Source organism: Klebsiella sp. A-Nf5, from assembly GCF_002810545.1.
In the GTDB taxonomy this organism is placed as follows: Bacteria; Pseudomonadota; Gammaproteobacteria; order Enterobacterales; family Enterobacteriaceae; genus Klebsiella; species Klebsiella variicola.
Map to the genome: position 1 here is coordinate 110,458 of NZ_PIOG01000222.1, position 25,709 is coordinate 136,166.

Genomic DNA, 25,709 nt, shown 5'->3' on the forward strand with positions numbered 1-25,709 from the left:
ACCGTAGCCCGGCTAAGGCGCAACGCGCCGTAAGCCGGGAAAGAGCGTTTATGCCGATTTTTGCGCACCCAGATGCGCGCCAATATAGCGCTGATAGCGATTGGCCTTCAGGTAGGTGAGATCCACCAGCACCAGACCATCCACGCAGTTATTGAAATCCGGGTCGCTGCCGAAATCGATAAACTGCACGCCGCCCGGCTCGCACACTTCCGAGTACTGCTTATACAGCGGTGGGATCGCGCAGCCGAGATTGCCGAGCAGGGACTTCAGCCGGGCCAGGTCGTCGTTGTAATCCTGCCCGCCAAACTGCGCCAGCACGTCGGGCAGCGACGCCGGATAAGGTCGACGCGACTCCGCCAGCGGATGCGTTGCCGGGAACCACAGCCGGTAGAACGCCACCAGCAGATCGCGGGCGGCGGGCGGCAACCCGCCAGAAATCGACACCGGACCAAACAGATAGCGATAGTGCGGATAGCGCGCCAGATAAGCGCCGATGCCGGACCACAGATAATCCAGCCCGCGACGCCCCCAGTAGCGCGGCTGGATAAAGCTGCGCCCCAGCTCAATGCCGTGCTGCAGGACATCGTCCATCCGCCCGTCGTAATGGAACAGACTGTAACTGTAGATCCCCTCCAGGCCGCGCTTTGCCATCTGGATGGCCGTCGGCATAAAGCGGTAAGCGCCGACGATTTCCAGATCGTCTTCATCCCACAGGATCAGATGCAGATAGTCATCGTCATACCCGTCGATATCCCGCCGTTTGCCGCTGCCTTCCCCGACCGCGCGGAAGGCGATTTCCCGCAGACGTCCCAGCTCGCGCAGCAGCGGCGCGTCCTCCTGGCCGTTGCGTTGCCAGAGGTAAATCATTTTGCCGTCGGCGGTACGGCCCAGGCATTCGGCCTTGTTCAGCTCACGTTTGAGCCGCGCCCGATCTTCCGGGCGGGCGATGGCGCTTACGGTTTTGAACTGCCCCGGCAGCCCTTTGCGCAGTTTTTCAAGATGCTGATAGCAGCGGCCGGTAAGATCGCGAGCGCTGGACTGCGCATCGAACCAGTTCGACCAGGGGATCTGCTGGCCGATGCGCACCGGCAGGCTGCTGTTGCGCCGGCGAAACATCTGCTGCATCAGCAGGAGCAGCGGCAGGTTGTCTGATATCAGCGTGCTGGCATAAAACAGGGCGCTGTTGTGGGCGTTAATCCATGCAGGCAGCAGCGGGGCGCGATATTTTGCCGCCAGCTTAATAAAACCGGAGTGCCATTTTCGATCGCGGATACCGCGGCGGGTCAGACGGGAGACTTCCCCCGCCGGGAAGAAGATCAGCACCCCGCCGGCCTGCAGCTGGTGATCCATCTGCTGCAGCGCCGCTTTAGCGGTGCGGCCATGAATGTTATCCACCGGGATAAACAGCGAGCTCAGGGGCTCAAGGTGGGTTAGCATGCGGTTGGTGACCACTTTGACGTCGCGGCGCACGCGGGATACCGCATACAGGAGCGCCAGGCCGTCGAGGGTGCCGGTGGGGTGGTTGGCGATAATGACCAGCGGGCCATATTCGGGGATTTGTTCGAGATCGTGCGCCGGGATGGCACAACGGATATTGAGGTATTCCAGTACCTGTTCGACCGTATCAAGCCCCTTCAGGTGGCGATGACGATCGGCAAATTGTTGAAACTCTTCCTCATGAAATAGCTTTTTTAACAGTTTCTTTTGCCAGGGGGCGGGCCTCGCCTGAGGCCACAGGTCATCGAGTACGTTGTCGAGACTAAACATAGTGGCTCCTCCTCCGTCCTGCCCAGACAGTAGAAGGTGGAGATGTCGTTCAGATTACAGTTGAGTGAAGTTTCGGTCGCAGCGGGGGAGGTTTCCCGGATAGCGGCTAACGCCTCATCCGGGCTACGGTTGGCGCCGATTTGTAGCCCCGGTAAGCGTCAGCGCCACCGGGGAGAGGCTATCGGCGTTCACCACAGATAAGATCAAAGCTATCGCCAGCCCAATTTGGGGGATATAGCCCGCGCTGGACATCGCGATGAAAGGTTGAAAATGGCCAATCGATCACTCGGGTGACCCAGCCATGCTTAAGTGGATTGATATGGATGTAATCAACATGTCGGCGGTAATCATCTTCATCGCGTATGACATGCTCCCAGAAGCGCGGTTGCCAGAGGCGTTGCCGTTTTAACGTTCTGGTAAAACAGCCTTTGATATCTCTCCAGCGTGAAGAAAAATCGTCATCATGATGAGGTAGTGTCCAGATGCAATGGAGATGTTCAGGCAACACCACCCAGGCATCAATAGTAAAGGGTCGATGTTGTTTAACAACGGCGACAGAGTAGCGCAATAATTCTATGTTTTCAGTTAGGTGCATGCTTCTACGGTCTTTAAGATTAACGGTGAAGAACCAGGTTCCCCCCTTAATGTAATAACGTCGATAAGCCACCACAGGATCTCCTGGAATTCGGTATTTATGATGTGGTTTAACACGGTAGAAGGCGAAATCCGGTACGCCAAGGAGAAGGCGCAGAAGATGGAAAGCGGCGCGCAAAATTTTAGCTACAGATATTGGTTAGCGCCTGTCCCCGGATAGCGGCGCAAGCGCCTTATCCGGGCTACGGTGTGGTGGTCGCGATAAATGCAGCGCACCGGGGATGAGGTTTGGTAGCCCCGGTAAGCGAAGCGCCACCGGGGAGGGGCGGGGTTAACGGAGAATTTTTTTCTCAGCCAGATCGAGGGCGAAATAGCTGAAGATCAGGTCGGCGCCTGCACGTTTGATAGCGCCGAGGCTTTCCAGAACCACTTTCTCTTCATCGATAGCGCCCGCCTGGGCAGCGAATTTGATCATCGCGTACTCCCCGCTGACCTGATAGGCGCCGAGCGGCAGATCGCTGCGTTCACGGATATCGCGCAGAATATCCAGATAGGCGCCAGCCGGTTTCACCATCAGGCAGTCGGCGCCCTGGGCTTCATCGAGCAGCGACTCGCGAATGGCTTCCCGGCGGTTCATCGGGCTCATCTGATAGGTTTTACGATCGCCTTTCAGCGCGGTACCGGCCGCTTCGCGGAACGGGCCGTAGAAGGAAGAAGCGAACTTGGTGGAGTAGGACATAATCGCCGTATTAGTGAAACCGGCGGCATCCAGCGAGCGGCGAATCGCCTGTACCTGACCGTCCATCGCGGCGGAAGGGGCGATGAAGTCCGCCCCCGCGGCGGCGGCGACAACAGCCTGCTTGCCGAGGTTTTCCAGGGTCGCGTCGTTATCCACCCCGTGGTCGCACAGCACGCCACAGTGGCCGTGGGAGGTGTATTCGCAGAAGCAGGTATCGGACATGACGATCATCTCCGGCACCGTGGACTTGCAGATCCGCGACATACGCGCCACCAGACCATTTTCATTCCAGGTATCGCTGCCGGTGGCATCGGTGTGATGAGAAATGCCAAAGGTCATCACCGAGCGAATACCGGCGTTGGCGATGCGTTCGATTTCACGCGCCAGATATTTTTCCGGAATGCGCATCACGCCGGGCATGGCCTCGATCGCTTTGTAATCATCAATTTCTTCTTCAACAAAGATCGGCAACACCAGGTCGTTCAAACTCAGTGTTGTCTCTTCAAACAGGGCGCGCAGCGCAGCGGATTGACGCAGGCGGCGGGGGCGAGTGATTAAATCTGTCATGGTTTGCCTGATTTTGTGAAATGAAAGACGTTAGTGTAACTGAAATGGCATGGGGATGTTTCGCCAAAACGATCGTTATGTCGTGTCGGCGAAACCCCCGCGAGCTTACTGGCTGGCCGTCTGCATGTTGGGCTGCGCGCCGCTCAACTCGCTGACCAGGTCGTTGATGCCATCGCTCATATTGTTGAAGCGGGTTAACGGCGAGCGGGTCACCACCACAAAAGCGCCGACGTTAGCCTGCGGATTCATCGCCATATAGGTGATAAACCCACCGCCGCCGCCGGTTTTCTGAATAATCCCCGGATGGCCATTCTTCGGCTTCATATACACCCAGCCAAGTCCCAGCGCGTCGGCGCGGCCCGGCACGTCCATACCAATCACCCGGGTCAGCTGGTTACGCTGATAAATCAGCGTCTGCATCCGGTCGGCCTGCTGGCTGCGGGTATAGAAATCGGATGACAGGAACTGCTGCATCCAGCGCATCATATCGCCTGGTGTCGAGTAGACTCCGCCGCTACCGATCGCCGCCAGGGTGTTGTTGCATGGGCTGGCGCCTTTTTCCGGGATCATCAGCCGCTGGCACTGATCCGGTGACGGGGTAAAGGTGGTGTCCTTCATCCCCAGTGGCCGGGTGATCTGCTCTTCGAACAGCTGCGGATAAGGTTTGCCGGCGGCGTTGGAGAGGGCGTCCGCCAGTAAATCGAAGGCCAGGTTGGAGTAGGCGGCCTGCGAGCCGGGCGCCGTCTTCAGGGTTGCGGTAGAGAGCCAGTTCCAGCGCTGCTGGCGGGTCGGCCAGACAAACACCGCGCGATGAGCGGCGCCGCCAGGCTGCTCGCGCGGCAGGGCGCTGGTATGGGTCGCGAGGTTCGCCAGCGTGATCGGCGTCCCCTGCCAGTCAGGCACCCGGGTACCCGGCGGGGCGTATTTGCTTAGCGGATCGTTGAGTTTCACCACCCCCTGATCGAGCAGCTTCACCAGCATCTCGCTGGTCATCAGTTTGCTGAGGGAGGCGATACGGATCACCGAGTCGAGCTGCGGGTGCTGATTATTCCCCGGGCGGGTTTCGCCAAAGCTGCGAAAAACGCGCTGATTGCCATCGATAACCACCAGCGCCATACCGGTGGCGCCGCTGCCGTAGTAGATATGATTGGCGTAACGATCGACCACATCCGAGGCGAAAACCGGATCAACGGTGGGCTGTGCGGCCTGTACCGAGGTCCACGACGCCGCGCACAGCGCAGCAAAAATGAGCAAACTACGTTTCAACGGAGATCATCCATTAAATAAATAAAAGAGAAGAGGGTATTTATACTACGAAGTGGCGCAGAACAAAGTGGGATTCACGACATTCCTGCAGGAAAAAGGTAACGGTGCGTAAAAAAGACTTTTTTACGCTTTCAGATATCGGCTTTTTCCGCTGCCGCGTATGATGACCGTTTGGCTGAAAGTTCGTGGGAGAGAACAATGACGGCTCAACGGGTAGTGATGGTCGTGGATATGCAAAACGGCGTGTTCGCCACGCCGCGTCTGGCGCGCGAGCGCTGCGTCGCGCAAATTAATCGTCTGGTGCGCGCGGCGGACAAGGTTATTTTCATTCAGCATGATGAAGCCGGCGGCCTCGAAGCCGGCAGCGAAGGCTTCGCCCTGCTTCCCGAGCTGGAACAGCCAGCTGGCGCGCTGTATGTCACCAAAACCGCCTGCGACGCCTTCTATCACACCTCGCTGGCGCAGGTGCTGGACGAACACGACATTCAGCAATTCGTCATCTGCGGCTGCGCCACCGACTACTGCCTCGACACTACCATTAAAAACGGCGCCAGCCGCGGGTACGGTATTGTGATCGCGGAAGATGCCCACACCACCGCCGACCGCCCCGCCGCGCAGGCCGCGACGCTTATCGCCCACTACAATGAGGTGTGGCGTACGCTGACCGTTCCTGGCAATCCTTTACAGGTGAAACCCACAGAAACAATTCTGCACGCCTGGCAGCAGAACTAAGCTGTTGATATCCGGTCTTATCATTCGTCTGCCCCGCGAGAGCGCATCCACGCGGCGGCCGACGTATGCGTCGTACACAGCAATAGCAGAACGATAAGAAGTTAGCAGGAGACAATAATGTTTAAATCTTTTTTCCCCAAACCGGGGCCGTTTTTTATTTCTGCCTTTATCTGGTCGCTGCTGGCCGTGATCTTTTGGCAGGCGGGCGGCGGCGACTGGCTGCTGCGGGTCACCGGGGCATCGCAAAATGTGGCGATCAGCGCGGCGCGCTTCTGGTCGCTCAACTATCTGGTGTTCTACGCTTACTATCTGTTTTGCGTCGGCGTATTTGCACTGTTCTGGTTTGTCTACTGCCCGCACCGCTGGCAGTACTGGTCGATTCTCGGCACGTCGCTCATCATCTTCGTCACCTGGTTTCTGGTGGAAGTCGGGGTGGCGATCAACGCCTGGTATGCGCCGTTCTACGACCTGATCCAGAGCGCGCTGGCCACCCCGCATAAGGTCAGCATCAACCAGTTTTATCAGGAGATCGGCATCTTTCTCGGCATCGCGATCATCGCGGTGATCATTGGCGTGATGAACAACTTCTTCGTCAGCCACTATGTCTTCCGCTGGCGTACGGCGATGAACGAACACTATATGGCCCACTGGCAGCATCTGCGCCATATCGAAGGCGCCGCGCAGCGTGTGCAGGAAGATACCATGCGCTTTGCTTCCACCCTGGAAGATATGGGGGTGAGCTTTATCAACGCGGTGATGACCCTGATCGCCTTCCTGCCGGTGCTGGTGACACTCTCCGAACACGTTCCCGACCTGCCCATCGTCGGTCATCTGCCGTATGGCCTGGTGATTGCCGCTATCGTCTGGTCGCTGATGGGAACCGGCATGCTGGCGGTAGTGGGGATTAAGCTGCCTGGCCTGGAGTTTAAAAACCAGCGTGTTGAAGCGGCGTATCGTAAAGAGCTGGTCTATGGTGAGGATGATGAAACCCGTGCCACGCCGCCAACGGTACGTGAGCTGTTCAGCGCGGTGCGTCGCAACTACTTCCGTCTCTATTTCCACTATATGTATTTCAACATCGCCCGCATTCTCTATCTGCAGGTGGATAACGTTTTCGGCCTTTTCCTGCTGTTTCCGTCGATCGTTGCCGGTACGATTACCCTCGGGCTGATGACGCAAATTACCAACGTCTTCGGCCAGGTGCGCGGCTCGTTCCAGTACCTGATCAGCTCGTGGACGACGCTGGTGGAACTGATGTCCATCTACAAACGTCTGCGCAGTTTTGAACGCGAGCTGGACGGCAAGCCGCTGCAGGAAGCGATCCCGACATTACGTTAATCAAGACAAGGAAGCATGATGGCCGCACGTTTATCGCGCATTATTCCCGGTTCATTGACGCTGCTGGCGGCCATGGTGCTGAGCGCCTGTACCAGCCAGCAGGCCCCGACGCTGAAAGAGGGCGAGAAGCCCGTTGACGTGGCGTCGGTGGTGCGGCAGAAAATGCCGGCCAGCGTCAAGGATCGGGAGGCCTGGGCGCAAGCCATCGCCACCGCGTTTGACAGCCAGAAGCTGGCGCCGACGGAAGAGAACGTCTGTTCGGTGCTGGCGGTCGCGCAGCAGGAGTCTAACTATCAGTCCGATCCGGTGGTGCCGGGGCTAAATAAAATCGCCTGGCAGGAAATTGACCGCCGGGCGGAAAAAATGCACATTCCGCCGTTTCTGGTCCATACCGCGCTGAAGATCACTTCGCCAAACGGCAAAAGCTACAGCGACCGTCTGGACAACGTGAAGACGGAAAAGCAGCTGAGCGCCATTTTTGATGACTTTATCGGGATGGTGCCGATGGGGCAGAAGCTGTTCGGTTCGCTTAACCCGGTGCATACCGGAGGCCCAATGCAGGTCAGCATTGCCTTTGCCGAGCAGCACACCTCCGGCTACCCGTGGAAAATGAGCGGTACGGTGCGCCAGGAGGTCTTCAGCCTGCGCGGTGGCCTGTGGTTTGGCACCTATCATCTGCTGAACTACCCGGCCAGTTACAGTGCGCCGCTGTACCGCTTTGCCGACTTCAACGCCGGCTGGTATGCCAGCCGTAACGCCGCCTTCCAGAACGCGGTGGTGAAAGCCAGCGGGGTAAAACTGGCGCTCGACGGCGACCTTATCCGCTACGACAGCGAGGAACCGGGCAGCACCGAACTGGCGGTGCGTCGCCTGGCGGGCCAGTTGGGAATGAGCGACAGCGAGATCCACCGCCAGCTGAAAAAGGGTGACAGCCTGGCGTTTGAGAAGACCGACCTTTATCAGCAGGTTTTCCGCCTCGCCGAGAAAAAGGCGGGCAAGACCCTGCCGCGGGAGATGTTGCCAGGGATCCAGCTGGAGAGTCCGAAAATTACCCGAAATCTGACGACGGCGTGGTTTGCAAAACGGGTTGATGAGCGGCGGGCAAACTGTATGGCGCGGCGTTAACGGCGTTGACGCCAGCGCACGATAAGCGCGAGCAGCACGATGAACGAGCAGCCGATCGCGAAAGGGATCAGTCCAAAGAGAGTGCCAACGGCGAGGCTGATGTCGACTTGCGGACGGCTGGCGTCCTGCGTTTGCATCAAGCGTTCAAATACCCCCGGGGCGTGGATCAGCATGCTGAGCATCTGCGCGCCGGCCCAGCAGCAGACCAGGACGAACAGCCCGTAGGCGACATGGCTGCCGGTCAGCGCCCCTCTTTTTTTATTTCCCAAAAGCGATTTTGAAAAACTGAATTCAGCCATAGGCCCTCCCACCTCTGCGCTGCTGGTTTTTTCTCCAGCTCTATGGCAGGTATTCTGGCAGTGAGGGGCCGTTGTCAGTATCAGATTGCTGGTAATTGCCGTCCAGGAATAATCCTGTTTTCGCCGTTGTGTTAACCGCGCCACAGGATCCAAAAGGGAGAGCGGCGTCGCAATCCAGCAACATTCTCCCTGGCGCTACAGACCGCCGCGGGCGGCTATGCGAAGATGCGTTTTTTGCTGTTGGAGGCCGCATGAAGCTCACTGATAAAATTCGCCGCGACTGGCACTACTACGCGGTGGCGCTGGGGTTAATTTTTATTCTCAATGGGGTGGTGGGGCTGCTGGGGTTTGAAACGCAGGGCTGGCAATCTTACGCCGTTGGTCTGGTGACCTGGGTGATTAGCTTCTGGGCCGCGGGCCTGGTGATCCGCCGCCGCCCGGCAGAAGAGGCCTGAGACCCCTGCTGCCAGGCGCGGTAAACGCGTTTTAGTTCATGGAGGTTTTCAGCGCCCGGTCCGCGGCATGGCGCTCCAGCGCCAGCTCAATCAACCGGGTGATCAGGCTGGTGTAGTCGAGGCCGCTGGCCTGCCACAGCTTCGGATACATGCTGATGTTGGTAAAGCCCGGCAGGGTGTTGATCTCGTTGATCACCACCTCGTTGTCGGCGGTGAGGAACACGTCAACGCGGGCCATGCCGCTGCAGCCCAGGGTCTGGTAGGCCTGCACCGCAATCGCGCGGATCTTGTCGTTGATCTCAGGGGCGATGGCGGCCGGGACCACCACCTGCGCGCCCTGGTCATCGATATATTTGGTGTCGTAGGCGTAAAACTCGCTGTTGAGGACAATTTCACCGCAGGTGCTGGCCTGCGGGTGGTCGTTACCCAGCACCGCACACTCAATTTCCCGCCCTTTAATGCCTTGTTCCACCACCACTTTATGGTCAAATTCAAAGGCCAGGGCCACCGCCTGATGGTACTGCTCTTCGTTTTTAACTTTGCTGACGCCAACCGATGAGCCCTGATTGGCCGGCTTCACGAACAGCGGCAGGCCCAGCTTCGCTTCGACATCGGCAAAGCTGAACTGCGCGCGGTTGGCGCGGGTCAAGGTGATAAACGGGGCGACAGCGAGCCCGGCATCGCGCAGCAGACGTTTGGTCACGTCTTTGTCCATACAGGCCGCGGAGCCCAGCACATCGGAACCCACGAAAGGCAGATTCGCCATGCGCAGCATGCCCTGCAGGGAGCCATCCTCGCCCAGCGTGCCGTGGACGATGGGGAAAATCACATCGATAGCCGCCAGCGGCTGGCCGCTGTCGGCGTTAATCAGCTGCTGTGCTTCGCGGCCTGGGATCTGCGCCAGAGTCACTGTGGAAGGGCGCAGGGCAATGCGGGCAGGATCCTGAGCATTGAGCAGGTAGTTGCCGGCGTCGTTGATGTGCCATAGCCCCTGTTTATCAATGCCCAACAGAACCACATCGAAGCGCGATTTATCAATCGCTTCCACGATATTCTTCGCTGACTGCAGCGACACTTCATGCTCCGCCGACTTGCCGCCAAAAACGATCCCAACCCTCATCTTTGCCATTTCAACTTCCATCCAGATAACATCAAAGGGCATAACATACCATGTGAAACCGCTGCCTGCCTGCCATAATATTTACCTGATCAATTGACGGGAGTGGGCGTGAGAGGAAAGACGCTGCTGGTGCTGGCCGGGCTGCTCGGCGCGGGCCTGTTGGGATACCGCTATCTGCCGCCGCACCTGAATCCTCTGGTACCGCTGGCGCTGGACGATCCCCCGGGCTGGCTGACGTCATTCAAGCTGCGCAGGCTGACGGCAGATCAGTGCGCCTCCCTGCTGGCGGAAGCCAATCGCCGGCGGCTTATCGCCAGCCGGCCGGTGGCCGACAGCGAGGGAAGCTGCCCGCTGCATAACGTGGTGCGAGTGGCGAATTTTGGCAGCGTGATGCTGAGCAGCAGCTTCCTCGCCAGCTGCCCGCTGGCGCTCAGCACTGCGCTGTATGTCGAGCAGCAGGCGAAACCGCTGACCCGCCAGCTGATGGCGAGCGATCTGCGCCAGATCGATCATCTCGGCAGCTTCGCCTGCCGCAATATCTACCATCGGCAACAGGCGCGGCGCAGTGAACACGCCACGGCGGACGCGCTGGACGTCAGCGGTTTCCGTCTGGCGGACGGCCGACGCGTCAGCGTCCTGCAGGGCTGGCGGAACGAGACCTCGCATCCCTGGCTGGCGGCGCTGTTGAGCAACAGCTGCCACTACTTCGGCAACGCACTGGGGCCAGAGTACAATGCGGCTCACGCCAATCATTTTCATCTGGGGATGCGCGGACAGGGCTTCTGCTTTTGAGCATAAAGCGCTGTGAGCAGCCTAAATGACCAGAAAATGCTTCGTCAGGTTCTCATCCGCACTCATAAAACACCAAACTCATCGCCAGCGCATCTATGGTAGTACACCAGTGGAATGAAATTGCTAAGCTAGGTAATAATTGGCAAATCATTAATGAATACGCGTAGTTATGGAATCCTGGAAGGTTAATCTTATCTCCGTCTGGTTTGGCTGCTTTTTTACCGGCCTGGCGATCAGTCAAATTCTCCCTTTTTTGCCCCTCTACGTCTCCCAGCTGGGCGTCACCTCGCATGAAGCGCTGTCGATGTGGTCGGGGCTGACCTTCAGCGTGACTTTTCTTGTCTCGGCGATCGTTTCGCCGATGTGGGGGAGCCTGGCAGACCGCAAAGGCCGCAAGCTGATGCTGCTGCGTGCCTCGCTGGGGATGGCGATTGCTATTTTACTGCAGGCCTTCGCCACTAACGTCTGGCAGCTGTTTATCCTGCGGGCGATCATGGGCTTAACCTCCGGTTATATCCCCAACGCCATGGCGCTGGTGGCCTCCCAGGTGCCGCGCGAGCGCAGCGGCTGGGCGCTGAGCACGCTATCAACGGCGCAAATCAGCGGCGTGATCGGCGGCCCACTGCTCGGCGGCTTCCTGGCTGATCATGTCGGTTTGCGCGCCGTATTTATCATCACCGCGATTTTGCTGACCGTAAGCTTCCTGGTGACGCTGTTTCTGATTAAAGAGGGCGCCCGCCCGCAGGTCAGCAAAAGCGAGCGCCTCACCGGGAAACAAGTCTTTGCCTCCTTGCCCTACCCGGGGCTGGTGATCAGCCTCTTTTTCACCACCCTGGTGATCCAGTTGTGCAACGGCTCAATTGGCCCAATTCTGGCGCTGTTTATCAAGTCGATGGTGCCGGACAGCAACAATATCGCCTTTCTGGCCGGGATGATCGCCGCGGTGCCCGGCGTGTCAGCGCTGATTTCTGCGCCACGGCTGGGTAAGTTAGGCGATCGCATCGGTACCTCGCGGATCCTGCTCGCGACGCTCTGCTGCGCAGTGGTGATGTTCTTCGCCATGTCCTTTGTCACCACCCCACTGCAGCTGGGGACGCTGCGTTTCCTGCTTGGCTTTGCCGATGGCGCGATGCTCCCGGCGGTGCAGACTTTATTGCTGAAATACAGCAGCGACAGCGTCACCGGACGCATCTTTGGCTATAACCAGTCGTTTATGTATCTGGGCAATGTCGCCGGGCCGCTGATTGGCGCCTCTGTATCGGCCATGGCCGGCTTCCGCTGGGTGTTTATTGCTACCGCCATTATCGTTTTCATTAACCTCTGGCAGCTGGCATGGATGCTGCGCCGCACCCGCCGGGCTAACGCCTGAACCTCTGCTGACGGTATTTATCGCGATACCGTCAGCGTTATTCACCGTCGGTACATTTACCATTACTTTTTGTTATCGCCATGCCGTGAGCGCTATTCCATTTTATTATTTCCTGCGCCATCTGGTTATAACCATCCCCGGCCATGATTAAACAATACTATTTATAGTGGTATTTTGTTGTGGTAAAACGTTTCGCTGTATATTGGGTGTTGCGATGATTCTTATTTTAAGTAATTCTGAGGTCCGTCATCGGGTATGACATCCCAATCAAAAACAGGCCTCGCATAAGGAACTGGTGCTATGAAGAATCTCATTGCTGAGTTACTGGTTAAACTGGCGCAAAAGGAAGAAGAAGCAAAGGAACTGACGGTGCAGGTTGAAGCGCTGGAGATCGTGGTCACCGCATTATTGCGCCATATGGAGCATGATGCCCAGCAGGCATTGATTCAGGATATTGAGCAGGCAATAGACCAGGTGACGCCCTGTCCGCCGGTCAACGACCAGGATGCGATGCTGCTGCAGCAATATCTAAAGAAGCTGTTGCGGCATCCTCGTAGCTAGTCTTTGTGACACGACAAGGATGCCGTCATTTTTCTGTCATCTCCCTTTTATAAAGTCTCCCCCGTTTTGTTTTTTTAAGTATTTTTTACATGGAGATGACAAAAGTGAAATTAAGCGCCCTGTTTATTGCCCTGGTTCCTCTGCTGGGTTCGCCGGTTATTCATGCAGAAACCACTGCTGCGCCGGTTCTGGAAAATCGCGCTGCGCAAGGAGATATCACCACTCCCGGCGGCGCGCGTCGTTTAACAGGCGATCAAACCGAAGCGCTGCGCGCCTCGTTAATCAATAAGCCGGCTAAAAACGTTATTTTGCTGATTGGCGATGGCATGGGTGATTCGGAAATTACCGCTGCGCGAAATTATGCGGAAGGGGCGGGCGGTTTCTTTAAAGGCATTGACGCCCTGCCGTTAACCGGACAATACACGCACTATTCGCTGGATAAAAAAACCGGTAAACCGGACTACGTGACCGACTCGGCGGCGTCCGCCACCGCCTGGACCACCGGCGTGAAGACCTATAACGGCGCGCTGGGCGTCGATATTCATGAAAAAGATCACCAGACCCTCCTCGAGCTGGCGAAAGCGGCGGGGCTGGCCACCGGCAACGTTTCCACCGCCGAGCTGCAGGATGCCACCCCCGCGGCGCTGGTAGCGCATGTGACATCGCGTAAATGCTACGGCCCCACGGTCACCAGCGAAAAATGCCCCAGCAATGCGCTGGAGAAAGGGGGCAAAGGCTCCATTACTGAACAGCTGCTGAACGCCCGGCCGGATGTGACGCTGGGCGGCGGCGCGAAGACCTTTGCCGAAACGGCGACGGCGGGCGAGTGGCAGGGCAAAACCCTGCGCGAGCAGGCGGAAGCGCGCGGCTACCAGATTGTGACCGACGCGGCTTCCCTTGCCGCCGCGACTGACGCCAGTCAGGCTAAGCCGCTGCTGGGACTCTTCGCCGATGGCAATATGCCGGTACGCTGGGAAGGGCCGAAGGCGTCTTATCACGGCAATATCGATAAGGCGCCGGTGACCTGTACGCCAAACCCGAAACGCGACGCCTCGGTGCCGACGCTGGCGCAGATGACGGAGAAAGCGATTGACCTGCTGAGCCGCAACGAGAAAGGTTTCTTCCTGCAGGTGGAAGGCGCTTCCATCGATAAACAGGATCATGCGGCGAATCCGTGCGGCCAGATCGGTGAAACCGTTGACCTCGACGAAGCGGTGCAGAAGGCGCTGGAGTTTGCGCGAAAAGATGGCAATACCCTGGTGATCGTCACCGCCGACCATGCGCACGCCAGCCAGATCATTCCGGCGGACAGCAAAGCCCCGGGACTGACCCAGGCTCTGAATACCCACGATGGCGCAGTGATGGTCATGAGCTACGGCAACTCTGAGGAAGAGTCGATGGAGCATACCGGCACCCAGCTGCGCATTGCGGCCTACGGTCCACACGCGGCTAACGTCGTCGGCCTGACCGACCAGACCGACCTGTTCTCGACCATGAAAGCTGCCCTGAGTCTGAAATAAGTCGCTGCCGGTGGCGAAATTGCGTCACCGGCTGGTTTTTTTTCTATCTGCGTCCAGACTTACAACGATCCACTCACAGAAGGATGGTGCGATGAAAATAACCTTACTAATGACCCTACTGTTTGGCTTGATCTTTATCAGCGCGGTTGGCGCGGCAGAAAAAACGCCCACTCCACAGCAGCAAAAGATGACGGACTGCAATCAGCAAGCGTCATCCAAAGCGCTGAAGGGAGATGAGCGCAAAACGTTTATGAGCCAGTGCCTGAAAAAAGAGACCACCACGTCGCAAGGAAAAGCGCTCACCCCTCAGCAGCAGAAGATGAGCGACTGCAACAAAGCGGCCTCGGCAAAATCGTTGAAGGGTGATGAACGCAGTACCTTCATGAGTACCTGCCTGAAGAAAGCCTGAAAAAAAGGGAGCGCTTATCCGCTCCCTTCTTCTTTGAATACTCAGGGCATTACTGCCTACCCTCTCAGGCTCAGGCGCGGCTCAGTTTCTCTGATTTCTCCATACACTGGGTGATGGCTTCGATCACGGCGGAGCGGAACCCTTTCTCTTCCAGCACGCGGACGGCTTCGATGGTGGTCCCGCCAGGCGAGCAGACCATATCTTTCAGCGCCCCCGGGTGCTCGCCGCTCTCCAGCACCATTTTGGCGGAGCCCATTACCGCCTGGGCGGCGAATTTATAGGCCTGGGCGCGCGGCATCCCGCCGAGGACGGCGGCATCGGCCATCGCTTCGATAAACATAAAGACATAGGCCGGCGCGGAGCCGCTCACGCCCACCACCGGATGGATCATCGGCTCGGCAATTTGTTCCGCCTGGCCAAAGCAGCGGAAAATGGTCAGCACTTCGGCCACATCTTCGCTGCTCACCAGCGCGTTAGGCGTGACGGAGGTCATACCGGCGTTGACCAGTGACGGCGTATTGGGCATCGCGCGAATAATTTTGCGATCGTGACCGAGGGCGCGCGCCAGTTGCTCAAGCGTGACCCCGGCGGCGATGGAGACCACCAGCGACTCTTTATTCAGGCTTGAGGCGACGTCGCCCAGCACTTTGGTCATGATCCCCGGCTTCACCGCGCCGAAGACGATATCGGCAATCTGCGCCACTTCCTGAGCGCTCCCGGCCGCGTTAATGCCATACTGGTCGCGCAGAGCCGCAACCTTGTCCGGCGACGGGGTGTAGACCCAGATTTGTCCCGGCTGTACCTGGCCGCTGGCGATCAGTCCACCCAGAATGGCCTTACCCATATTGCCGCAGCCGATAAAGCCAATTTTCTTATCCATCACCATTCCCCTCTGCTTTTTTCGTTACGATCTGATTAGCTTACCATCCTGGCGCTTTCATGGGGGAGAAAAGCAGGTAACATTGGCGTCACTTATTGCAGGTAACAGGAGCTGGCATGGCTATTTGGGTAGATGCGGACGCGTGTCCGAACGTGATTAAAGAGATTTTGTTCCGCGCGGCAGAGCGAACCCAGATCCCGGTGACGCTGGTGGCGAATCAGCCGCTGCGCGTACCGCCGTCGCGTTTCATCCGCACTCTGCGGGTTGAGCAAGGTTTTGACGTGGCGGATAACGAAATCGTCCGCCAGTGTGCGCCGGGGGATTTGGTGATCACCGCCGATATCCCGCTGGCGGCGGAAGTGCTGGCGAAGGGCGGTGCGGCGCTGAATCCGCGCGGGGAACGCTACAGTGAGGCGACGATCCGCGAGCGGCTGACAATGCGGGATTTTATGGAGACATTGCGGGCCAGCGGCGTTCAGACCGGCGGCCCGGATAGTTTATCGCAACGCGATCGGCAACAGTTTGCCGCCGAGCTGGAGAAGTGGTTGCTGGCGGTTAAACGTCAGCAGGGTTAGACCCAGCTATCGTCGTCGCTGCCAACATCATCGTCGCCAAAGCCGGCGTCGAAGTCGTCGTTCCAGGTATTGTCGGCAAGGAACTGATCGTCTCCCTGGCGGAACGGATCGTCACCTGCGGTGGCGTCCTGCGCGGGAGTGGCATCAGGCTGCGGCTTCTCTTCGATGATATTGACGATCTCCTGCGGGTGCGAGCCGCTGAACATATTGGTCAGCATATTGCCCAGCACCACGCCGCCTGCTACGCCTGCGGCTGTTTGCAGAGCGCCCGCCATAAAGCCGCCGCCGCGTGCGGCTGCCTGCGGGGCATAGTTCTGCTGCTGTTGCGGCGGGGCATACTGCGGCTGGGCGCTGGCCTGCGGGCGTCCGTATTGCTCCGCGCCCGGGATGGAGTCAGAACCGCGTGACGAGCCGCCTCCGCCAAACAAGCCGGAGAGGAATCCGCCGCTGCTGGGCTTCGCCGCCTGCAGCTGGCTGACCTGGCTTTCCAGCGCCTGGATGCGATCGTTAAGCTGTTTAATCGCGGCTTCCTGGATAAGAATGGTTTGCGCCATATAGTAGGGTGCCGCCGGCTGCGCGCTCACATGTTGGGCAATCCGCTCCTCGGCGCTGGTATCGCGCGATGCACTGTGTGTCTCAGCCTCTTTCAGCCGGGAAAACAGCCCATCAATAAGGCGTTGTTCTTCAGATTGCATGTTACATTCCTCTGTCACACTGTTGAATTGGCATCAGGGTGCGTCTGAAACACGATGTTGTAAATATGTTGCTTCGTAAAGCTATGCATAAATGTGTTACCGTTTACGCCAGCGTTGGATAAAAAATAACGCCCAGCCGAAAGTAAAGCTGGTTAAACACTTAATGCAATGATAAGTTTACATCAAGAGCCCCTTCTCTCACTGTGGTAATAGGGGGGTAAAGAAGTTGTGTAACGTTTAATTTACGCATGCGTTGCGGAACAAACAGCGATAATACGTTCTTTCGTTTTCATTTTTTACGACAGGCGGAACCAGGGGGTCTTCGGTCATGACACAGCCAATTTTTCTCATCGGGCCACGGGGCTGCGGTAAAACCACCGTCGGCCATGCGCTGGCGCGAGCGCGGCATTTTCAGTTCTCCGATACCGATCATCGGCTGCAGGCTCATGAGCAGCGGACGGTAGCGGAGATCGTGCAGGCAGAAGGGTGGGCGCGTTTTCGCGAACTGGAAACCCTGTCGCTGAAGGCCGTGACCCTGCCGAATACGGTGATCGCCACCGGCGGCGGCATTGTGCTGGCGGAAGGTAACCGCCAGTTTATGCGGGAGAATGGCGTGGTTATCTATCTGCAGGCCTCGGTGTCGGCGCTGATTGATCGTCTGGAAGCTTACCCGAAAGCCGAGCAGCGTCCGACGCTGACCGGGAAACCGGTACGTGAAGAAGTGGGCGAGGTGCTGGCGCAGCGCGAAGCCTTATACCGTGACGCCGCCCATCACATCGTGGATGCCACGGCCTCCCCGGATCGGGTGGTGGAGCAGATTATGACCATGCTGTGTGGCGTGACGGCGACCCCGGTAAGTTAAGAATTTACTTACATTAAGACGGTGAGGGGCGCCTATACTTGATAGTTCTGACGCCAGAAGAAGGAAGAACTATGCCAAACAGGCCCCCTTATCCGAGAGAAGCCCGCGTTGTGGCGGTAGAGAAAGGCCCGCAGGGTCAGACCGTCACCTGGTATCAACTCCGCGCGGATTATCCTGAACCCAATTCGCTGATCAGCGAACATCCTACCGAGCAGGAAGCCGTGGATGCCAAGCGGCGCTATGAAGATCCTGACAAGTCGTAACCCCTGAGCCCGGATTGCCTGCCATACTGGCAATATCGGGCGTATCTCACATTTTTTATTTATCAGTCGTACTAATGAATATCTAACACACGGATTTTTCAGGCACGCCGCTGCCGCCGGTCAATCTTTACATTCAACGGCGGCGCGGAGCTGCTACGCTTCTCGACGGTTGATTTTTACTCAACAGGGGGGCGGATGCTGTGTGTGGTAAGTCTGTCTTGAAGCAGTGGTAGTGAAAAGGTACATGATATGAGTAGTGCAACGATGGCAATTTTGACCATCGGCGTTGTGCCGCTGGCGGGAGTGTTGCCGCTCCTGACCGAACATATCAGGGAAGAACAGATCACCCACATTAGTCTGCTGGGCGATATGACCCATGCTGAGGTAAGCAAAGAGTACGCGGTGGGTGACGGCGAGCAGGGCCTGCTGACCTTGCTCAGTGATAACCAGCTGGTGATGATATCGCGGCAGAAAATTGAACGGGATATCCGCAGCGTGATCGCGATGCTGGATCGGCAGAACTATGATGTGATCCTGTTGCTCAGCTCCGAACAGTTGAGTGGTTTTACGACCCACCATGCGATCCTTCTTGAGCCGCAGCGGATCATCCCGCCGCTGGTGGCGTCGATCGTCGATGGGCATCAGGTGGGGGTGATCGTGCCGGTGGAAGAGATCATGCCCATGCAGCGGCAAAAGTGGCTCTCGCTGGAAAAGTCGCCGTACTACGCGCTGGCCAACCCCTTTACCGGCAGCGACAGTGAGCTATTAAGCGCCGGTAAAGCGCTGCTGGAGCAGGGCGCCGACGTCCTGGTGCTCGATTGTCTCGGTTACTATCAACATCACCGCGATGTGTTACAAAAAGCCCTGGACGTCCCGGTTTTGCTGTCGAATGTGCTGGTTTCCCGACTGGCGGCAGAACTATTGGTCTAATGTGTTAATTTCACGTGACAGGGGCAAGGAGCGCCCCCTATATTGAGCCTTTAACCGACGATCAGAAGGGCTTGTTTATGCTTCAAAGCAATGAATACTTTGACGGAAAAGTGAAATCCATTGGCTTCACCAGCAGCAGTACCGGTCGCGCCAGCGTTGGCGTGATGGCGGAAGGGGAATATACCTTTGGTACGGCGCAGCCGGAAGAGATGACGGTGGTCAGCGGGGCGCTGAATGTCCTGCTGCCGGGTGAGACTGAGTGGAAAGTTTACGCTGCCGGCGAAGTTTTCAATGTGCCAGGCAACAGCGAATTTCATCTGCAGGTGGCTGAGCCAACCTCTTATCTGTGCCGCTATCTGTAAGCCAGAGTGACACCCGGCGCCTGCCGCCGGGTTGTTTTTTCCTTCCTGCCAGCCAGGAAGGAAAGCGGCGCTTAGCGCTGCGCTTCGCCGCCGAGCCCTTCTACCAGGCTTTGGATCAGGGCGGCCAGCTCGCCGGTCATTAAGATAAAGTCGGCGTCAAAGCGCTGGGCGAAATCTTCCCGATCGATATCTTCGTTTTGGTCACGTAATTCATCGCAGAACTTGAGGCGCTTAATCGACGCGTCGTCGCAGATCACAAACTGAATACGCTGCTGCCAGTCCAGCGCCAGCTTGGTGACGACCTTCCCGGCCTCAATGTGCACGGCGATTTCGTCGCTGACCAGATCCTGTTTCTTGGCGCGGATCACGCCGCCATCTTCCAGCATCGCTTTCAGCTCGGCTTCATCCAGCAACTGGAAGCCCTGCGCCACGGTGCCGGAGCGGACCCACTCGGTCAGCGTCAGCTCGATTGGATTCTCCAGGGTCAGCGGCACCACCGGCAGTGAACCGAGGGTTTTACGCAGCAGGGCCAGGGTGTCTTCCGCTTTCTTCGCGCTGGCGCAGTCCACCATGATCAGGCCGTTAACGGTGTCGATCCACATCATCGTCTGGCTGAAGCGGCTGAAGGCGCGCGGCAGCAGCGAATGCAGCACTTCATCTTTCAGGGAATCTTTCTCGGTCTTCTTCAGCTTGCGGCCCTGATCGGCTTCCAGCTTCTGGATCTTCGCTTCCAGCGCCTGCTTGATCACCGGCGACGGCAGGATCTTTTCTTCTTTACGCGCGCAGATAATGATCTGGCCGTTTGCCGTATGCGTCAGCGCGTCGCTGTGCGATCCCATCGGCGACACCCAACCGGTTTTCGCCATATCCTGGCTGCCACAAGGGGTAAATGTCAGCTCGGCCAGCTGTTTTTCCATCTCCTCGGCGCGCAATTCGATATCGCGGCTGAGACGGTAAACCATTAAATTTTTGAACCACAGCATGATAATTTCCACGGCTTTGTCGTTAAATCAGGCGGGCATGATAGCGAATTGTCGCTATGCTTGCATTGTTAATCGGGGTGAGGAGCTGAGCGTGCGTATTGGTATTGATTTAGGTGGAACAAAAACCGAAGTGATAGCCCTGAGTGACCAGGGAGAGCAGCTGTTTCGCCACCGGTTACCCACGCCGCGTGAGGACTACCGGCAAACCATCGAGACTATCGCCACCCTGGTGGCGATGGCCGAGCAGGCGACCGGACAGCAGGGTACCGTGGGGATGGGCATTCCTGGCTCAATTTCGCCCTATACCGGGGTGGTGAAAAACGCCAACTCGACCTGGCTCAACGGCCAGCCCTTTGATAAGGATCTCAGCCTGCGCCTTGAGCGTGAAGTCCGGCTGGCCAACGACGCCAACTGTCTGGCGGTGTCGGAAGCGGTGGACGGCGCGGCGGCGGGGGCGCAAACGGTGTTCGCGGTGATTATCGGCACCGGCTGCGGCGCCGGAGTGGCGCTCAACGGGCGGGCGCATATCGGCGGCAACGGTAACGCCGGCGAGTGGGGGCATAACCCGCTGCCGTGGATGGACGACGATGAGCTGTGCTATCGTGCGCAAGTGCCCTGCTACTGCGGTAAACAGGGGTGTATCGAAACCTTTATCTCCGGCACCGGCTTTGCCACCGACTACCAGCGGCTGAGCGGCAAGGGGTTAACCGGCAGCGAGATTATGCGCCTGGTGGGTGAAGGTGATGAAAAGGCCGAACTGGCGCTGAGCCGCTATGAACAGCGGCTGGCGAAATCGCTGGCTCACGTGGTGAATATCCTCGACCCGGACGTTATCGTGCTGGGCGGCGGGATGAGCAACGTCGAGCGTCTGTATCAAACGGTACCGGACCTGGTGAAGCCGTGGGTCTTCGGCGGCGAGTGTGAAACACCGATCCGCAAAGCGTTGCACGGTGACTCCAGCGGAGTACGCGGCGCGGCCTGGCTGTGGCCGCTCCAGGGGACCTGAACCGTTTCCCCGCATCCGGGCCCTCCGGGAGAGGGCCCGGATGCGGGAACATCGCAATGACTCAGACCTCACTCCACCGCAAACGCTCTGTCCAGCCGACTGTAACCCAGGCCATTTATCTTCTTCACTTTGATCTGCACCGGAATACGTTCCTTCATCGCCTCCACGTGGCTGATCACCCCGATAATTTTGCCGCTGGCGTTAAGGGCATCCAGGGCGTCCAGCGCCGTGTCCAGCGTTTCGCTGTCGAGGGTGCCGAAGCCTTCATCGAGAAACAGGGAGTCAATCCGCGTTTTATGGCTCACCAGGTCAGACAGCGCCAGGGCCAGGGCCAGGCTGACGAGGAAACTTTCGCCGCCAGAGAGGGTGCGGGTGTCGCGCACGGCGTCGGCCTGCCAGGTATCGACAACCTCCAGCTCCAGCGCCTCGCTGGCCTTGCGTTGCAGCAGATAGCGGCCGTGCAGGCGGTTGAGCTGCTGGTTTGCCAGCCAGACCAGATTATCGAGGGTCAGCCCCTGGGCGAATTTGCGGAACCGGTCGCCGGTGCTGGATCCGATCAGCGAATTCAGATAGCCCCAGTCGTCCGCCAGCTGCGTCGCCTCTGCAATCTGCTGTCCCAGCGCCTGCTGATGCTGGCGGCTTTCATTATCCTGCCTGAGCTGCTGGCGGATCTCACCCTGGCGGGTGGTATTGTCCCGCAGCCGCTGGGCCAGGGCGTGCAGCTGCGTTTGCAGGGTGGGGCCGTCAGTGTCTGATCCTTGCGGACGCAGCGCCAGATGCGCCTGTTGTTGCTGGGTCGCTTGCTCGCAAAGCGCCGTCGCCTGCTGGAGCTGCTGCTCCAGCGTCTGTTTTAACTGCGTCAGCCGCTGGCTGGTCTCGTCATCCAGCAGCGCGGCGAGGAACTCCTCCCGATCGTTAAAGCGGCTGGCGGCCAGGGCAGTCGTGAATTGCGTCTGTGACTGGTGCACGCGCGCCGTTTCTTCAGTCTCCAGCTGCTGCTGGGCGACGAGCTGGCTGTGCAGCGACAGGCATTCCTCGTGGATTTCGCGCCAGTTGTCCGGGATAACCGGCTCAGCCTCCGCGTCATCCTCGTCGCCGGACGGCAGCGTATCGAGCAGCGGTTTCAGGGCGGCGATCTGCTCCTGAATCATGCCATGCTGCGTCTGTTGCGCCTGCCACCGGGAAAATTCGCTTTCGCGAGCGTGCAGCCAGGCGGCTTCTGCGCCTTCTTCCGGCAGGCTGAGTGACAGCGTCTGCAGGGCGTTCTCCAGCCCCTGGCGCGTGGTCTCCAGCTGCTGGTGAGCCTGGCGCTCCAGCGCTTGCTGGTCGTTGAGCTGGCTCTGTAACATCAGACGCTGGCTGAGCTGATAGAGCTGCTGCTCGTAGCGCTCCTGCTCCTGCATCCAGTCGTTTATCTCTTGCGCAATATCCCGCGTGACCTGCAGCGAGGCGCAGGTTTCCTGCCACGCTTTAGTGAGCGCTTGCTCTTCCTCTGTGAGCCGCCGGGTCTCTTCGGTCTCACGCTGGAGCTGCTGCGTCAGGGCGTTGACCTGCCCGAGGATCAGCAGGCCTTCTTCTTTCAGTGCAGCGACCTCTTTTTCCAGCGCGTCGCGGCGACGCTGGTTATCCGTGACCGTCAGCGAGGCGTATTGCGCCATCGCCGGGTGTTCACAGGAGCCGCACAGTGGGCAGGGTTTACCCGCCTCGAGCCGGGTGCGGTAACCTTCCAGATCTTTAATCGTTTCTTCCCGCTGGCAGAGCGCCTTCAGGTCGAGATAGTGCTGGTTTTTGTCTTTATACTGTTCCCGACGTTGCGTCAGGGTGGCGTTGAGTTTTGCCTGCTCCGTCTGCGCCTGCTGGACGCTCTCGGCGTGCTGACGCAGGCGTTTGTGCAACTGCTGATGCTGTTCATGCAGGGAGATCAGCCGCTGGCGCAGCGGCCGCGACTGCGTTTGCTGCGCCATCGCCGCCGTGACTTCCTCTGCGGACAACGACAGGGAACTGACTGGCAGAGCGCTCAGTTTCTGGCGCAGCGCGCCCAGGCGGGTGGTCTGAGCCGTTAGCTGTTGTTTATCCCGCGTCAGCTGCGAGAACTGCGCTCGCCAGCCGGCAATCTCCTGACCCCATAAGCGGAATCGATCATGGGCGGCCAGCCACTGCGCCAGCTCCGTCAGTTCAGCCTGACGCTGCTGCTGAGCGTGCAGGGCGCTACGGCGGATGCGCGCGCGCTGCGCGGTGCAGGCAAGTAAGCGAGCATTTACTTCGTTGATCCGTTGCCGGGTTTGCGCCAGACCAGCCACCTGTTCCTGCTGACGCTCCCACAGGGGGCGCAGCTGGGCGGCGGGCTGGGCCAGCTCAAGCTTCGCCAGCGCCGGGGCGGCGTCGGTCAGCGCCTGGCGGGCCTGCTGCTGCCGGGCGACCGCCTGCTGGTGCTGTTGCGTCAGTTCGTCGCGGCGCGTCAGCCACTGAAGCTGCTGCTGCTGGTTTTGCTGCTGCGTCAGCAGGGTTTTCTCTTCGTCAGTGAGTACCTGCAAACTTTCCAGCAACGCCTGTTGCTGCGCTTCCGTCAGCAGGATGATGCCCGCCGCCTGGGCTTCGAACTTCTCCAGCGCGTGGCGAGCGGCTTTGTGCTGTTCGTAGACCATGGCCGAAATCTGGCCGTAGATTTCCGTACCGGTCAGCTCCTCCAGCAGTTCCGCGCGATCGCTTGGCTTCGCGTTCAGGAAGGCGGCAAATTGCCCCTGGGAAAGCAGCATTGAGCGGGTGAAGCGGCCATAGTCGAGGCCGGTGAGCGTCGCGGTTTGCTCCAGCTTGTCCGAGACCTTATCGGCGAGGATTTTGCCGTCGGCGCAGCGCGCCAGCTCGACGCGGGGCGCCTGCAGATTGCCATCCGGCTGGTTGCGCGCCCGGTTCTGGCTCCAGAAAGCGCGGTAGGCGATGCCTTTTACTTCAAACTCGACTTCCGCCAGACACTCGGCGGTATCGCGGGTCATCAGGTCATTTTGCGACTGGGAGACTTTATTCAGGCGCGGCGTCTCGTGATAAAGCGCCAGGCAAATGGCATCGAGCAGGGTGGTTTTGCCGGCGCCAGTGGCGCCGGTAATGGCGAACAGGCCGTTGCTGGCGAACGGCTCGGCGGTAAAGTCTATCTTCCATTCACCCTTCAGGGAGTTGAGATTTTTCAGACGCAGACTGAGGATTTTCATGCGTTTTCGTCCTCCGCGGTAAGCGTATGCAGCGTATGGGTGAACAGCTCGTGCAGCCGGGCGCGCTTGTCATCGTCAATCTCGGTCAGCGCCAGCCGGCGCTCGAACACCTCTTCCACCTTCAGTTCGCTGAGGGTCTCCCGCTGGGCGTTGAGCAATATTTTCTCGCGCTGCTCGCGGCTGCGGCGTACCAGCAACACTTCCACCGGTAAATCCTCCGTCAGCGCCTGAATATGACGCTGAATATCGTGCAGGTAGTCCTCGGTGGTAATTTCGATATCCAGCCACACCGGCGGGTCCTGCTCGACGCCGCGCCACTGCTCCAGCTGGGCGGTGATGGCGGCCAGATCGCCTTTGATCACTGCCAGCGGCTGGGTCACGGGCACCTCCAGGGTTTCCACGGCGCTGAGGCGCCCGTCGTTAAAGCTCACCAGGTGCACCGATTTGGCTTTGCCGGTTTCATCGAAGCTCAGCGGCAGCGGCGAGCCGCTGTAGCGGATGTGTTCGCAACCGCCGACCACCTGCGCGCGGTGAATATGGCCCAGCGCAATGTAGTCGGCAGGCGGGAAGTATTGCGCCGGAAAGGCATCCAGCGTGCCGATGTAAATGTCGCGGACGGCATCGCTTTTGCTGGCGCCGACGGTGGTCAGGTGGCCGCTGGCAATGATGGGCAGCGGCCGATCGCCGCGCAGCGCGCAGGCCTGCTGATACTGCTCCTGATAATAGTCGCTGATGGCGTGCAGGAGCTGTTGCTGTTTTTCCCGACCGGAGTGGCCGGCCTGACTGGTGACCAGCTCGCGCGGGCGTAAAAACGGCACCGGGCAAAAGATGGCACCCGGGGTGCCGTCGCGCAACGGCAGCTCAATGGGCGCGTAGCCGGCGTTCGCCACCACGGTGGTGTGCAAAAAGGCGAGAATATCGCGGGACTCATTGAGCATCGCCACCGAATCGTGATTGCCCGCCAGCACCACCAGGCGACAGCCGGTCTGCTGCAGCTGGACGACAAAACGGTTATACAGTTCGCGGGCGTAGCTCGGCGGCGAGCCGGTATCAAAAATATCGCCAGCCACGATAATGGCGTCGACTTCATGCTCCTGCGCGCGGTCCAGCAGCCAGGTAAGAAAAGCGTCGTGTTCGGCCGCACGGCTTTTGCTGTAAAAATTCTGGCCCAAATGCCAGTCGGAGGTGTGAAGGAGGCGCATAAATCTTCCCTAGCGAAAAAAGCATGGGCGGCAGTATACCATTTGTCGGCGGGGGGTAAGTCCGCGTCATGCTTCAAATTACCCGATCATCA

Annotated in this window: 26 protein-coding genes; 15 read left to right on the forward strand and 11 right to left on the reverse strand. The window is 58.7% G+C overall.

Annotation, left to right across the window (positions count from 1 at the left end; genetic code table 11):
• Nucleotides 1-48: 48 nt before the first annotated feature.
• From CWM53_RS21025 to ampH, 4 genes are all read right to left on the reverse strand, one after another.
• Complete coding sequence (locus CWM53_RS21025; protein WP_074386772.1) at nucleotides 49-1,767, reverse strand: lysophospholipid acyltransferase family protein; 1,719 nt, start codon at nucleotides 1,765-1,767, stop codon at nucleotides 49-51.
• A 178-nt stretch (nucleotides 1,768-1,945) separates the two neighbouring features.
• Nucleotides 1,946-2,437, reverse strand: a complete 492-nt coding sequence (locus CWM53_RS21030) for an REP-associated tyrosine transposase (RefSeq protein ID WP_074386771.1) — start codon at nucleotides 2,435-2,437, stop codon at nucleotides 1,946-1,948.
• A gap of 255 nt (nucleotides 2,438-2,692) precedes the next feature.
• Nucleotides 2,693-3,667 (reverse strand): porphobilinogen synthase, encoded by a 975-nt coding sequence (gene hemB, locus CWM53_RS21035; protein ID WP_002890201.1) that lies wholly within the window; start codon nucleotides 3,665-3,667, stop codon nucleotides 2,693-2,695.
• A gap of 105 nt (nucleotides 3,668-3,772) precedes the next feature.
• On the reverse strand, nucleotides 3,773-4,933 hold the full coding sequence (ampH, locus tag CWM53_RS21040; protein ID WP_061155613.1) for a D-alanyl-D-alanine-carboxypeptidase/endopeptidase AmpH: 1,161 nt from the start codon (nucleotides 4,931-4,933) through the stop codon (nucleotides 3,773-3,775).
• 219 nt (nucleotides 4,934-5,152) lie between these two features.
• Between ampH and CWM53_RS21045 the strand changes: the two genes are divergently transcribed.
• From CWM53_RS21045 to CWM53_RS21055, 3 genes are all read left to right on the forward strand, one after another.
• Nucleotides 5,153-5,665, forward strand: a complete 513-nt coding sequence (locus tag CWM53_RS21045) for an isochorismatase family protein (RefSeq protein ID WP_162493340.1) — start codon at nucleotides 5,153-5,155, stop codon at nucleotides 5,663-5,665.
• 117 nt (nucleotides 5,666-5,782) lie between these two features.
• A complete protein-coding gene (gene sbmA, locus CWM53_RS21050; protein WP_061155611.1) occupies nucleotides 5,783-7,003 on the forward strand; it encodes a peptide antibiotic transporter SbmA in 1,221 nt (406 codons plus the stop codon).
• Nucleotides 7,004-7,021: 18 nt separating this feature from the next.
• Complete coding sequence (locus CWM53_RS21055) at nucleotides 7,022-8,128, forward strand: DUF1615 domain-containing protein (RefSeq protein ID WP_061155610.1); 1,107 nt, start codon at nucleotides 7,022-7,024, stop codon at nucleotides 8,126-8,128.
• Here the strand turns inward: CWM53_RS21055 and CWM53_RS21060 are convergent.
• Nucleotides 8,125-8,427, reverse strand: a complete 303-nt coding sequence (locus tag CWM53_RS21060) for a YaiY family protein (protein WP_100631417.1) — start codon at nucleotides 8,425-8,427, stop codon at nucleotides 8,125-8,127. The two genes, CWM53_RS21055 and CWM53_RS21060, sit on opposite strands and share 4 nt — an antisense overlap.
• Nucleotides 8,428-8,678: 251 nt before the next feature.
• Here CWM53_RS21060 and CWM53_RS21065 point away from each other — a divergent pair, with 251 nt between their 5' ends.
• The gene (locus CWM53_RS21065; RefSeq protein ID WP_012968852.1) at nucleotides 8,679-8,882 is read left to right on the forward strand and encodes a DUF2754 family protein; all 204 of its coding nucleotides are present in this window, start codon (nucleotides 8,679-8,681) and stop codon (nucleotides 8,880-8,882) included.
• Between the two features lie 31 nt (nucleotides 8,883-8,913).
• On the opposite strand, the gene ddlA is transcribed toward CWM53_RS21065, so the two are convergent.
• Nucleotides 8,914-10,011 carry a D-alanine--D-alanine ligase gene (gene ddlA, locus CWM53_RS21070; protein ID WP_012542722.1) on the reverse strand — a complete coding sequence of 366 codons (1,098 nt, stop codon included), beginning with the start codon at nucleotides 10,009-10,011 and terminating at the stop codon, nucleotides 8,914-8,916.
• Nucleotides 10,012-10,110: 99 nt separating this feature from the next.
• On the opposite strand from ddlA, the gene CWM53_RS21075 reads away from it, so the two are divergent.
• The 5 genes from CWM53_RS21075 to CWM53_RS21095 all read left to right on the forward strand — a co-directional run bounded on the left by CWM53_RS21075 (nucleotide 10,111) and on the right by CWM53_RS21095 (nucleotide 14,653).
• Entirely contained in the window at nucleotides 10,111-10,794 is a 684-nt protein-coding gene (locus CWM53_RS21075; protein WP_074386767.1) for an extensin family protein, read from the forward strand.
• A gap of 169 nt (nucleotides 10,795-10,963) precedes the next feature.
• A complete protein-coding gene (locus tag CWM53_RS21080) occupies nucleotides 10,964-12,163 on the forward strand; it encodes a multidrug efflux MFS transporter (RefSeq protein ID WP_100729397.1) in 1,200 nt (399 codons plus the stop codon).
• Nucleotides 12,164-12,463: 300 nt separating this feature from the next.
• Nucleotides 12,464-12,724, forward strand: a complete 261-nt coding sequence (iraP, locus tag CWM53_RS21085) for an anti-adapter protein IraP (RefSeq protein WP_008805343.1) — start codon at nucleotides 12,464-12,466, stop codon at nucleotides 12,722-12,724.
• 89 nt (nucleotides 12,725-12,813) lie between these two features.
• A complete protein-coding gene (gene phoA, locus CWM53_RS21090; protein WP_165784181.1) occupies nucleotides 12,814-14,244 on the forward strand; it encodes an alkaline phosphatase in 1,431 nt (476 codons plus the stop codon).
• A 91-nt stretch (nucleotides 14,245-14,335) separates the two neighbouring features.
• Nucleotides 14,336-14,653, forward strand: coding sequence for a PsiF family protein (locus tag CWM53_RS21095; RefSeq protein WP_074386765.1), 318 nt, complete (start codon nucleotides 14,336-14,338; stop codon nucleotides 14,651-14,653).
• A gap of 70 nt (nucleotides 14,654-14,723) precedes the next feature.
• On the opposite strand, the gene proC is transcribed toward CWM53_RS21095, so the two are convergent.
• A complete protein-coding gene (proC, locus tag CWM53_RS21100) occupies nucleotides 14,724-15,533 on the reverse strand; it encodes a pyrroline-5-carboxylate reductase (RefSeq protein ID WP_074386815.1) in 810 nt (269 codons plus the stop codon).
• 116 nt (nucleotides 15,534-15,649) lie between these two features.
• Here proC and CWM53_RS21105 point away from each other — a divergent pair, with 116 nt between their 5' ends.
• Nucleotides 15,650-16,108 (forward strand): YaiI/YqxD family protein, encoded by a 459-nt coding sequence (locus CWM53_RS21105; RefSeq protein ID WP_061155601.1) that lies wholly within the window; start codon nucleotides 15,650-15,652, stop codon nucleotides 16,106-16,108.
• Here the strand turns inward: CWM53_RS21105 and CWM53_RS21110 are convergent.
• Nucleotides 16,105-16,803: a DUF2076 domain-containing protein gene (locus CWM53_RS21110; protein ID WP_074386764.1), complete on the reverse strand. Its 699-nt coding sequence runs from the start codon at nucleotides 16,801-16,803 to the stop codon at nucleotides 16,105-16,107. The genes CWM53_RS21105 and CWM53_RS21110 overlap by 4 nt on opposite strands.
• 328 nt (nucleotides 16,804-17,131) lie before the next feature.
• On the opposite strand from CWM53_RS21110, the gene aroL reads away from it, so the two are divergent.
• From aroL to ppnP, 4 genes are all read left to right on the forward strand, one after another.
• Nucleotides 17,132-17,665: a shikimate kinase AroL gene (aroL, locus tag CWM53_RS21115; protein ID WP_061155599.1), complete on the forward strand. Its 534-nt coding sequence runs from the start codon at nucleotides 17,132-17,134 to the stop codon at nucleotides 17,663-17,665.
• A gap of 71 nt (nucleotides 17,666-17,736) precedes the next feature.
• Nucleotides 17,737-17,928, forward strand: coding sequence for a YaiA family protein (locus CWM53_RS21120; RefSeq protein ID WP_008805350.1), 192 nt, complete (start codon nucleotides 17,737-17,739; stop codon nucleotides 17,926-17,928).
• Between the two features lie 249 nt (nucleotides 17,929-18,177).
• Nucleotides 18,178-18,858, forward strand: a complete 681-nt coding sequence (locus CWM53_RS21125; protein ID WP_074386763.1) for an AroM family protein — start codon at nucleotides 18,178-18,180, stop codon at nucleotides 18,856-18,858.
• A gap of 77 nt (nucleotides 18,859-18,935) precedes the next feature.
• Entirely contained in the window at nucleotides 18,936-19,220 is a 285-nt protein-coding gene (ppnP, locus tag CWM53_RS21130; protein ID WP_002890284.1) for a pyrimidine/purine nucleoside phosphorylase, read from the forward strand.
• A 71-nt stretch (nucleotides 19,221-19,291) separates the two neighbouring features.
• Here ppnP and rdgC read toward each other — a convergent pair whose 3' ends face one another.
• Nucleotides 19,292-20,203, reverse strand: coding sequence for a recombination-associated protein RdgC (gene rdgC, locus CWM53_RS21135; RefSeq protein WP_002890285.1), 912 nt, complete (start codon nucleotides 20,201-20,203; stop codon nucleotides 19,292-19,294).
• Nucleotides 20,204-20,294: 91 nt separating this feature from the next.
• Between rdgC and mak the strand changes: the two genes are divergently transcribed.
• Nucleotides 20,295-21,209 (forward strand): fructokinase, encoded by a 915-nt coding sequence (mak, locus tag CWM53_RS21140; protein ID WP_100676211.1) that lies wholly within the window; start codon nucleotides 20,295-20,297, stop codon nucleotides 21,207-21,209.
• Between the two features lie 68 nt (nucleotides 21,210-21,277).
• On the opposite strand, the gene sbcC is transcribed toward mak, so the two are convergent.
• Together sbcC and sbcD are read right to left on the reverse strand one after the other, a co-directional pair.
• Complete coding sequence (gene sbcC / locus CWM53_RS21145; protein WP_074386761.1) at nucleotides 21,278-24,415, reverse strand: exonuclease subunit SbcC; 3,138 nt, start codon at nucleotides 24,413-24,415, stop codon at nucleotides 21,278-21,280.
• Nucleotides 24,412-25,617, reverse strand: a complete 1,206-nt coding sequence (gene sbcD, locus CWM53_RS21150) for an exonuclease subunit SbcD (RefSeq protein WP_074386760.1) — start codon at nucleotides 25,615-25,617, stop codon at nucleotides 24,412-24,414. The genes sbcC and sbcD overlap by 4 nt, the downstream gene beginning before the upstream one ends.
• Nucleotides 25,618-25,709: the final 92 nt, after the last annotated feature.

What these genes read in the sequence shown, in the direction of transcription:
- CWM53_RS21025 (WP_074386772.1), bottom strand. Translation starts at nt 1,767, where the DNA reads ATGTTTAGTCTCGACAACGTACTCGATGACCTGTGGCCTCAGGCGAGG.
- hemB (WP_002890201.1), bottom strand. Translation starts at nt 3,667, where the DNA reads ATGACAGATTTAATCACTCGCCCCCGCCGCCTGCGTCAATCCGCTGCG.
- CWM53_RS21045 (WP_162493340.1), top strand. Translation starts at nt 5,153, where the DNA reads ATGGTCGTGGATATGCAAAACGGCGTGTTCGCCACGCCGCGTCTGGCG.
- sbmA (WP_061155611.1), top strand. Translation starts at nt 5,783, where the DNA reads ATGTTTAAATCTTTTTTCCCCAAACCGGGGCCGTTTTTTATTTCTGCC.
- CWM53_RS21055 (WP_061155610.1), top strand. Translation starts at nt 7,022, where the DNA reads ATGGCCGCACGTTTATCGCGCATTATTCCCGGTTCATTGACGCTGCTG.
- CWM53_RS21060 (WP_100631417.1), bottom strand. Translation starts at nt 8,427, where the DNA reads ATGGCTGAATTCAGTTTTTCAAAATCGCTTTTGGGAAATAAAAAAAGA.
- CWM53_RS21065 (WP_012968852.1), top strand. Translation starts at nt 8,679, where the DNA reads ATGAAGCTCACTGATAAAATTCGCCGCGACTGGCACTACTACGCGGTG.
- ddlA (WP_012542722.1), bottom strand. Translation starts at nt 10,011, where the DNA reads ATGGCAAAGATGAGGGTTGGGATCGTTTTTGGCGGCAAGTCGGCGGAG.
- CWM53_RS21080 (WP_100729397.1), top strand. Translation starts at nt 10,964, where the DNA reads ATGGAATCCTGGAAGGTTAATCTTATCTCCGTCTGGTTTGGCTGCTTT.
- iraP (WP_008805343.1), top strand. Translation starts at nt 12,464, where the DNA reads ATGAAGAATCTCATTGCTGAGTTACTGGTTAAACTGGCGCAAAAGGAA.
- phoA (WP_165784181.1), top strand. Translation starts at nt 12,814, where the DNA reads ATGGAGATGACAAAAGTGAAATTAAGCGCCCTGTTTATTGCCCTGGTT.
- CWM53_RS21095 (WP_074386765.1), top strand. Translation starts at nt 14,336, where the DNA reads ATGAAAATAACCTTACTAATGACCCTACTGTTTGGCTTGATCTTTATC.
- proC (WP_074386815.1), bottom strand. Translation starts at nt 15,533, where the DNA reads ATGGATAAGAAAATTGGCTTTATCGGCTGCGGCAATATGGGTAAGGCC.
- CWM53_RS21105 (WP_061155601.1), top strand. Translation starts at nt 15,650, where the DNA reads ATGGCTATTTGGGTAGATGCGGACGCGTGTCCGAACGTGATTAAAGAG.
- CWM53_RS21110 (WP_074386764.1), bottom strand. Translation starts at nt 16,803, where the DNA reads ATGCAATCTGAAGAACAACGCCTTATTGATGGGCTGTTTTCCCGGCTG.
- aroL (WP_061155599.1), top strand. Translation starts at nt 17,132, where the DNA reads ATGACACAGCCAATTTTTCTCATCGGGCCACGGGGCTGCGGTAAAACC.
- CWM53_RS21120 (WP_008805350.1), top strand. Translation starts at nt 17,737, where the DNA reads ATGCCAAACAGGCCCCCTTATCCGAGAGAAGCCCGCGTTGTGGCGGTA.
- CWM53_RS21125 (WP_074386763.1), top strand. Translation starts at nt 18,178, where the DNA reads ATGAGTAGTGCAACGATGGCAATTTTGACCATCGGCGTTGTGCCGCTG.
- ppnP (WP_002890284.1), top strand. Translation starts at nt 18,936, where the DNA reads ATGCTTCAAAGCAATGAATACTTTGACGGAAAAGTGAAATCCATTGGC.
- rdgC (WP_002890285.1), bottom strand. Translation starts at nt 20,203, where the DNA reads ATGCTGTGGTTCAAAAATTTAATGGTTTACCGTCTCAGCCGCGATATC.
- sbcC (WP_074386761.1), bottom strand. Translation starts at nt 24,415, where the DNA reads ATGAAAATCCTCAGTCTGCGTCTGAAAAATCTCAACTCCCTGAAGGGT.
- sbcD (WP_074386760.1), bottom strand. Translation starts at nt 25,617, where the DNA reads ATGCGCCTCCTTCACACCTCCGACTGGCATTTGGGCCAGAATTTTTAC.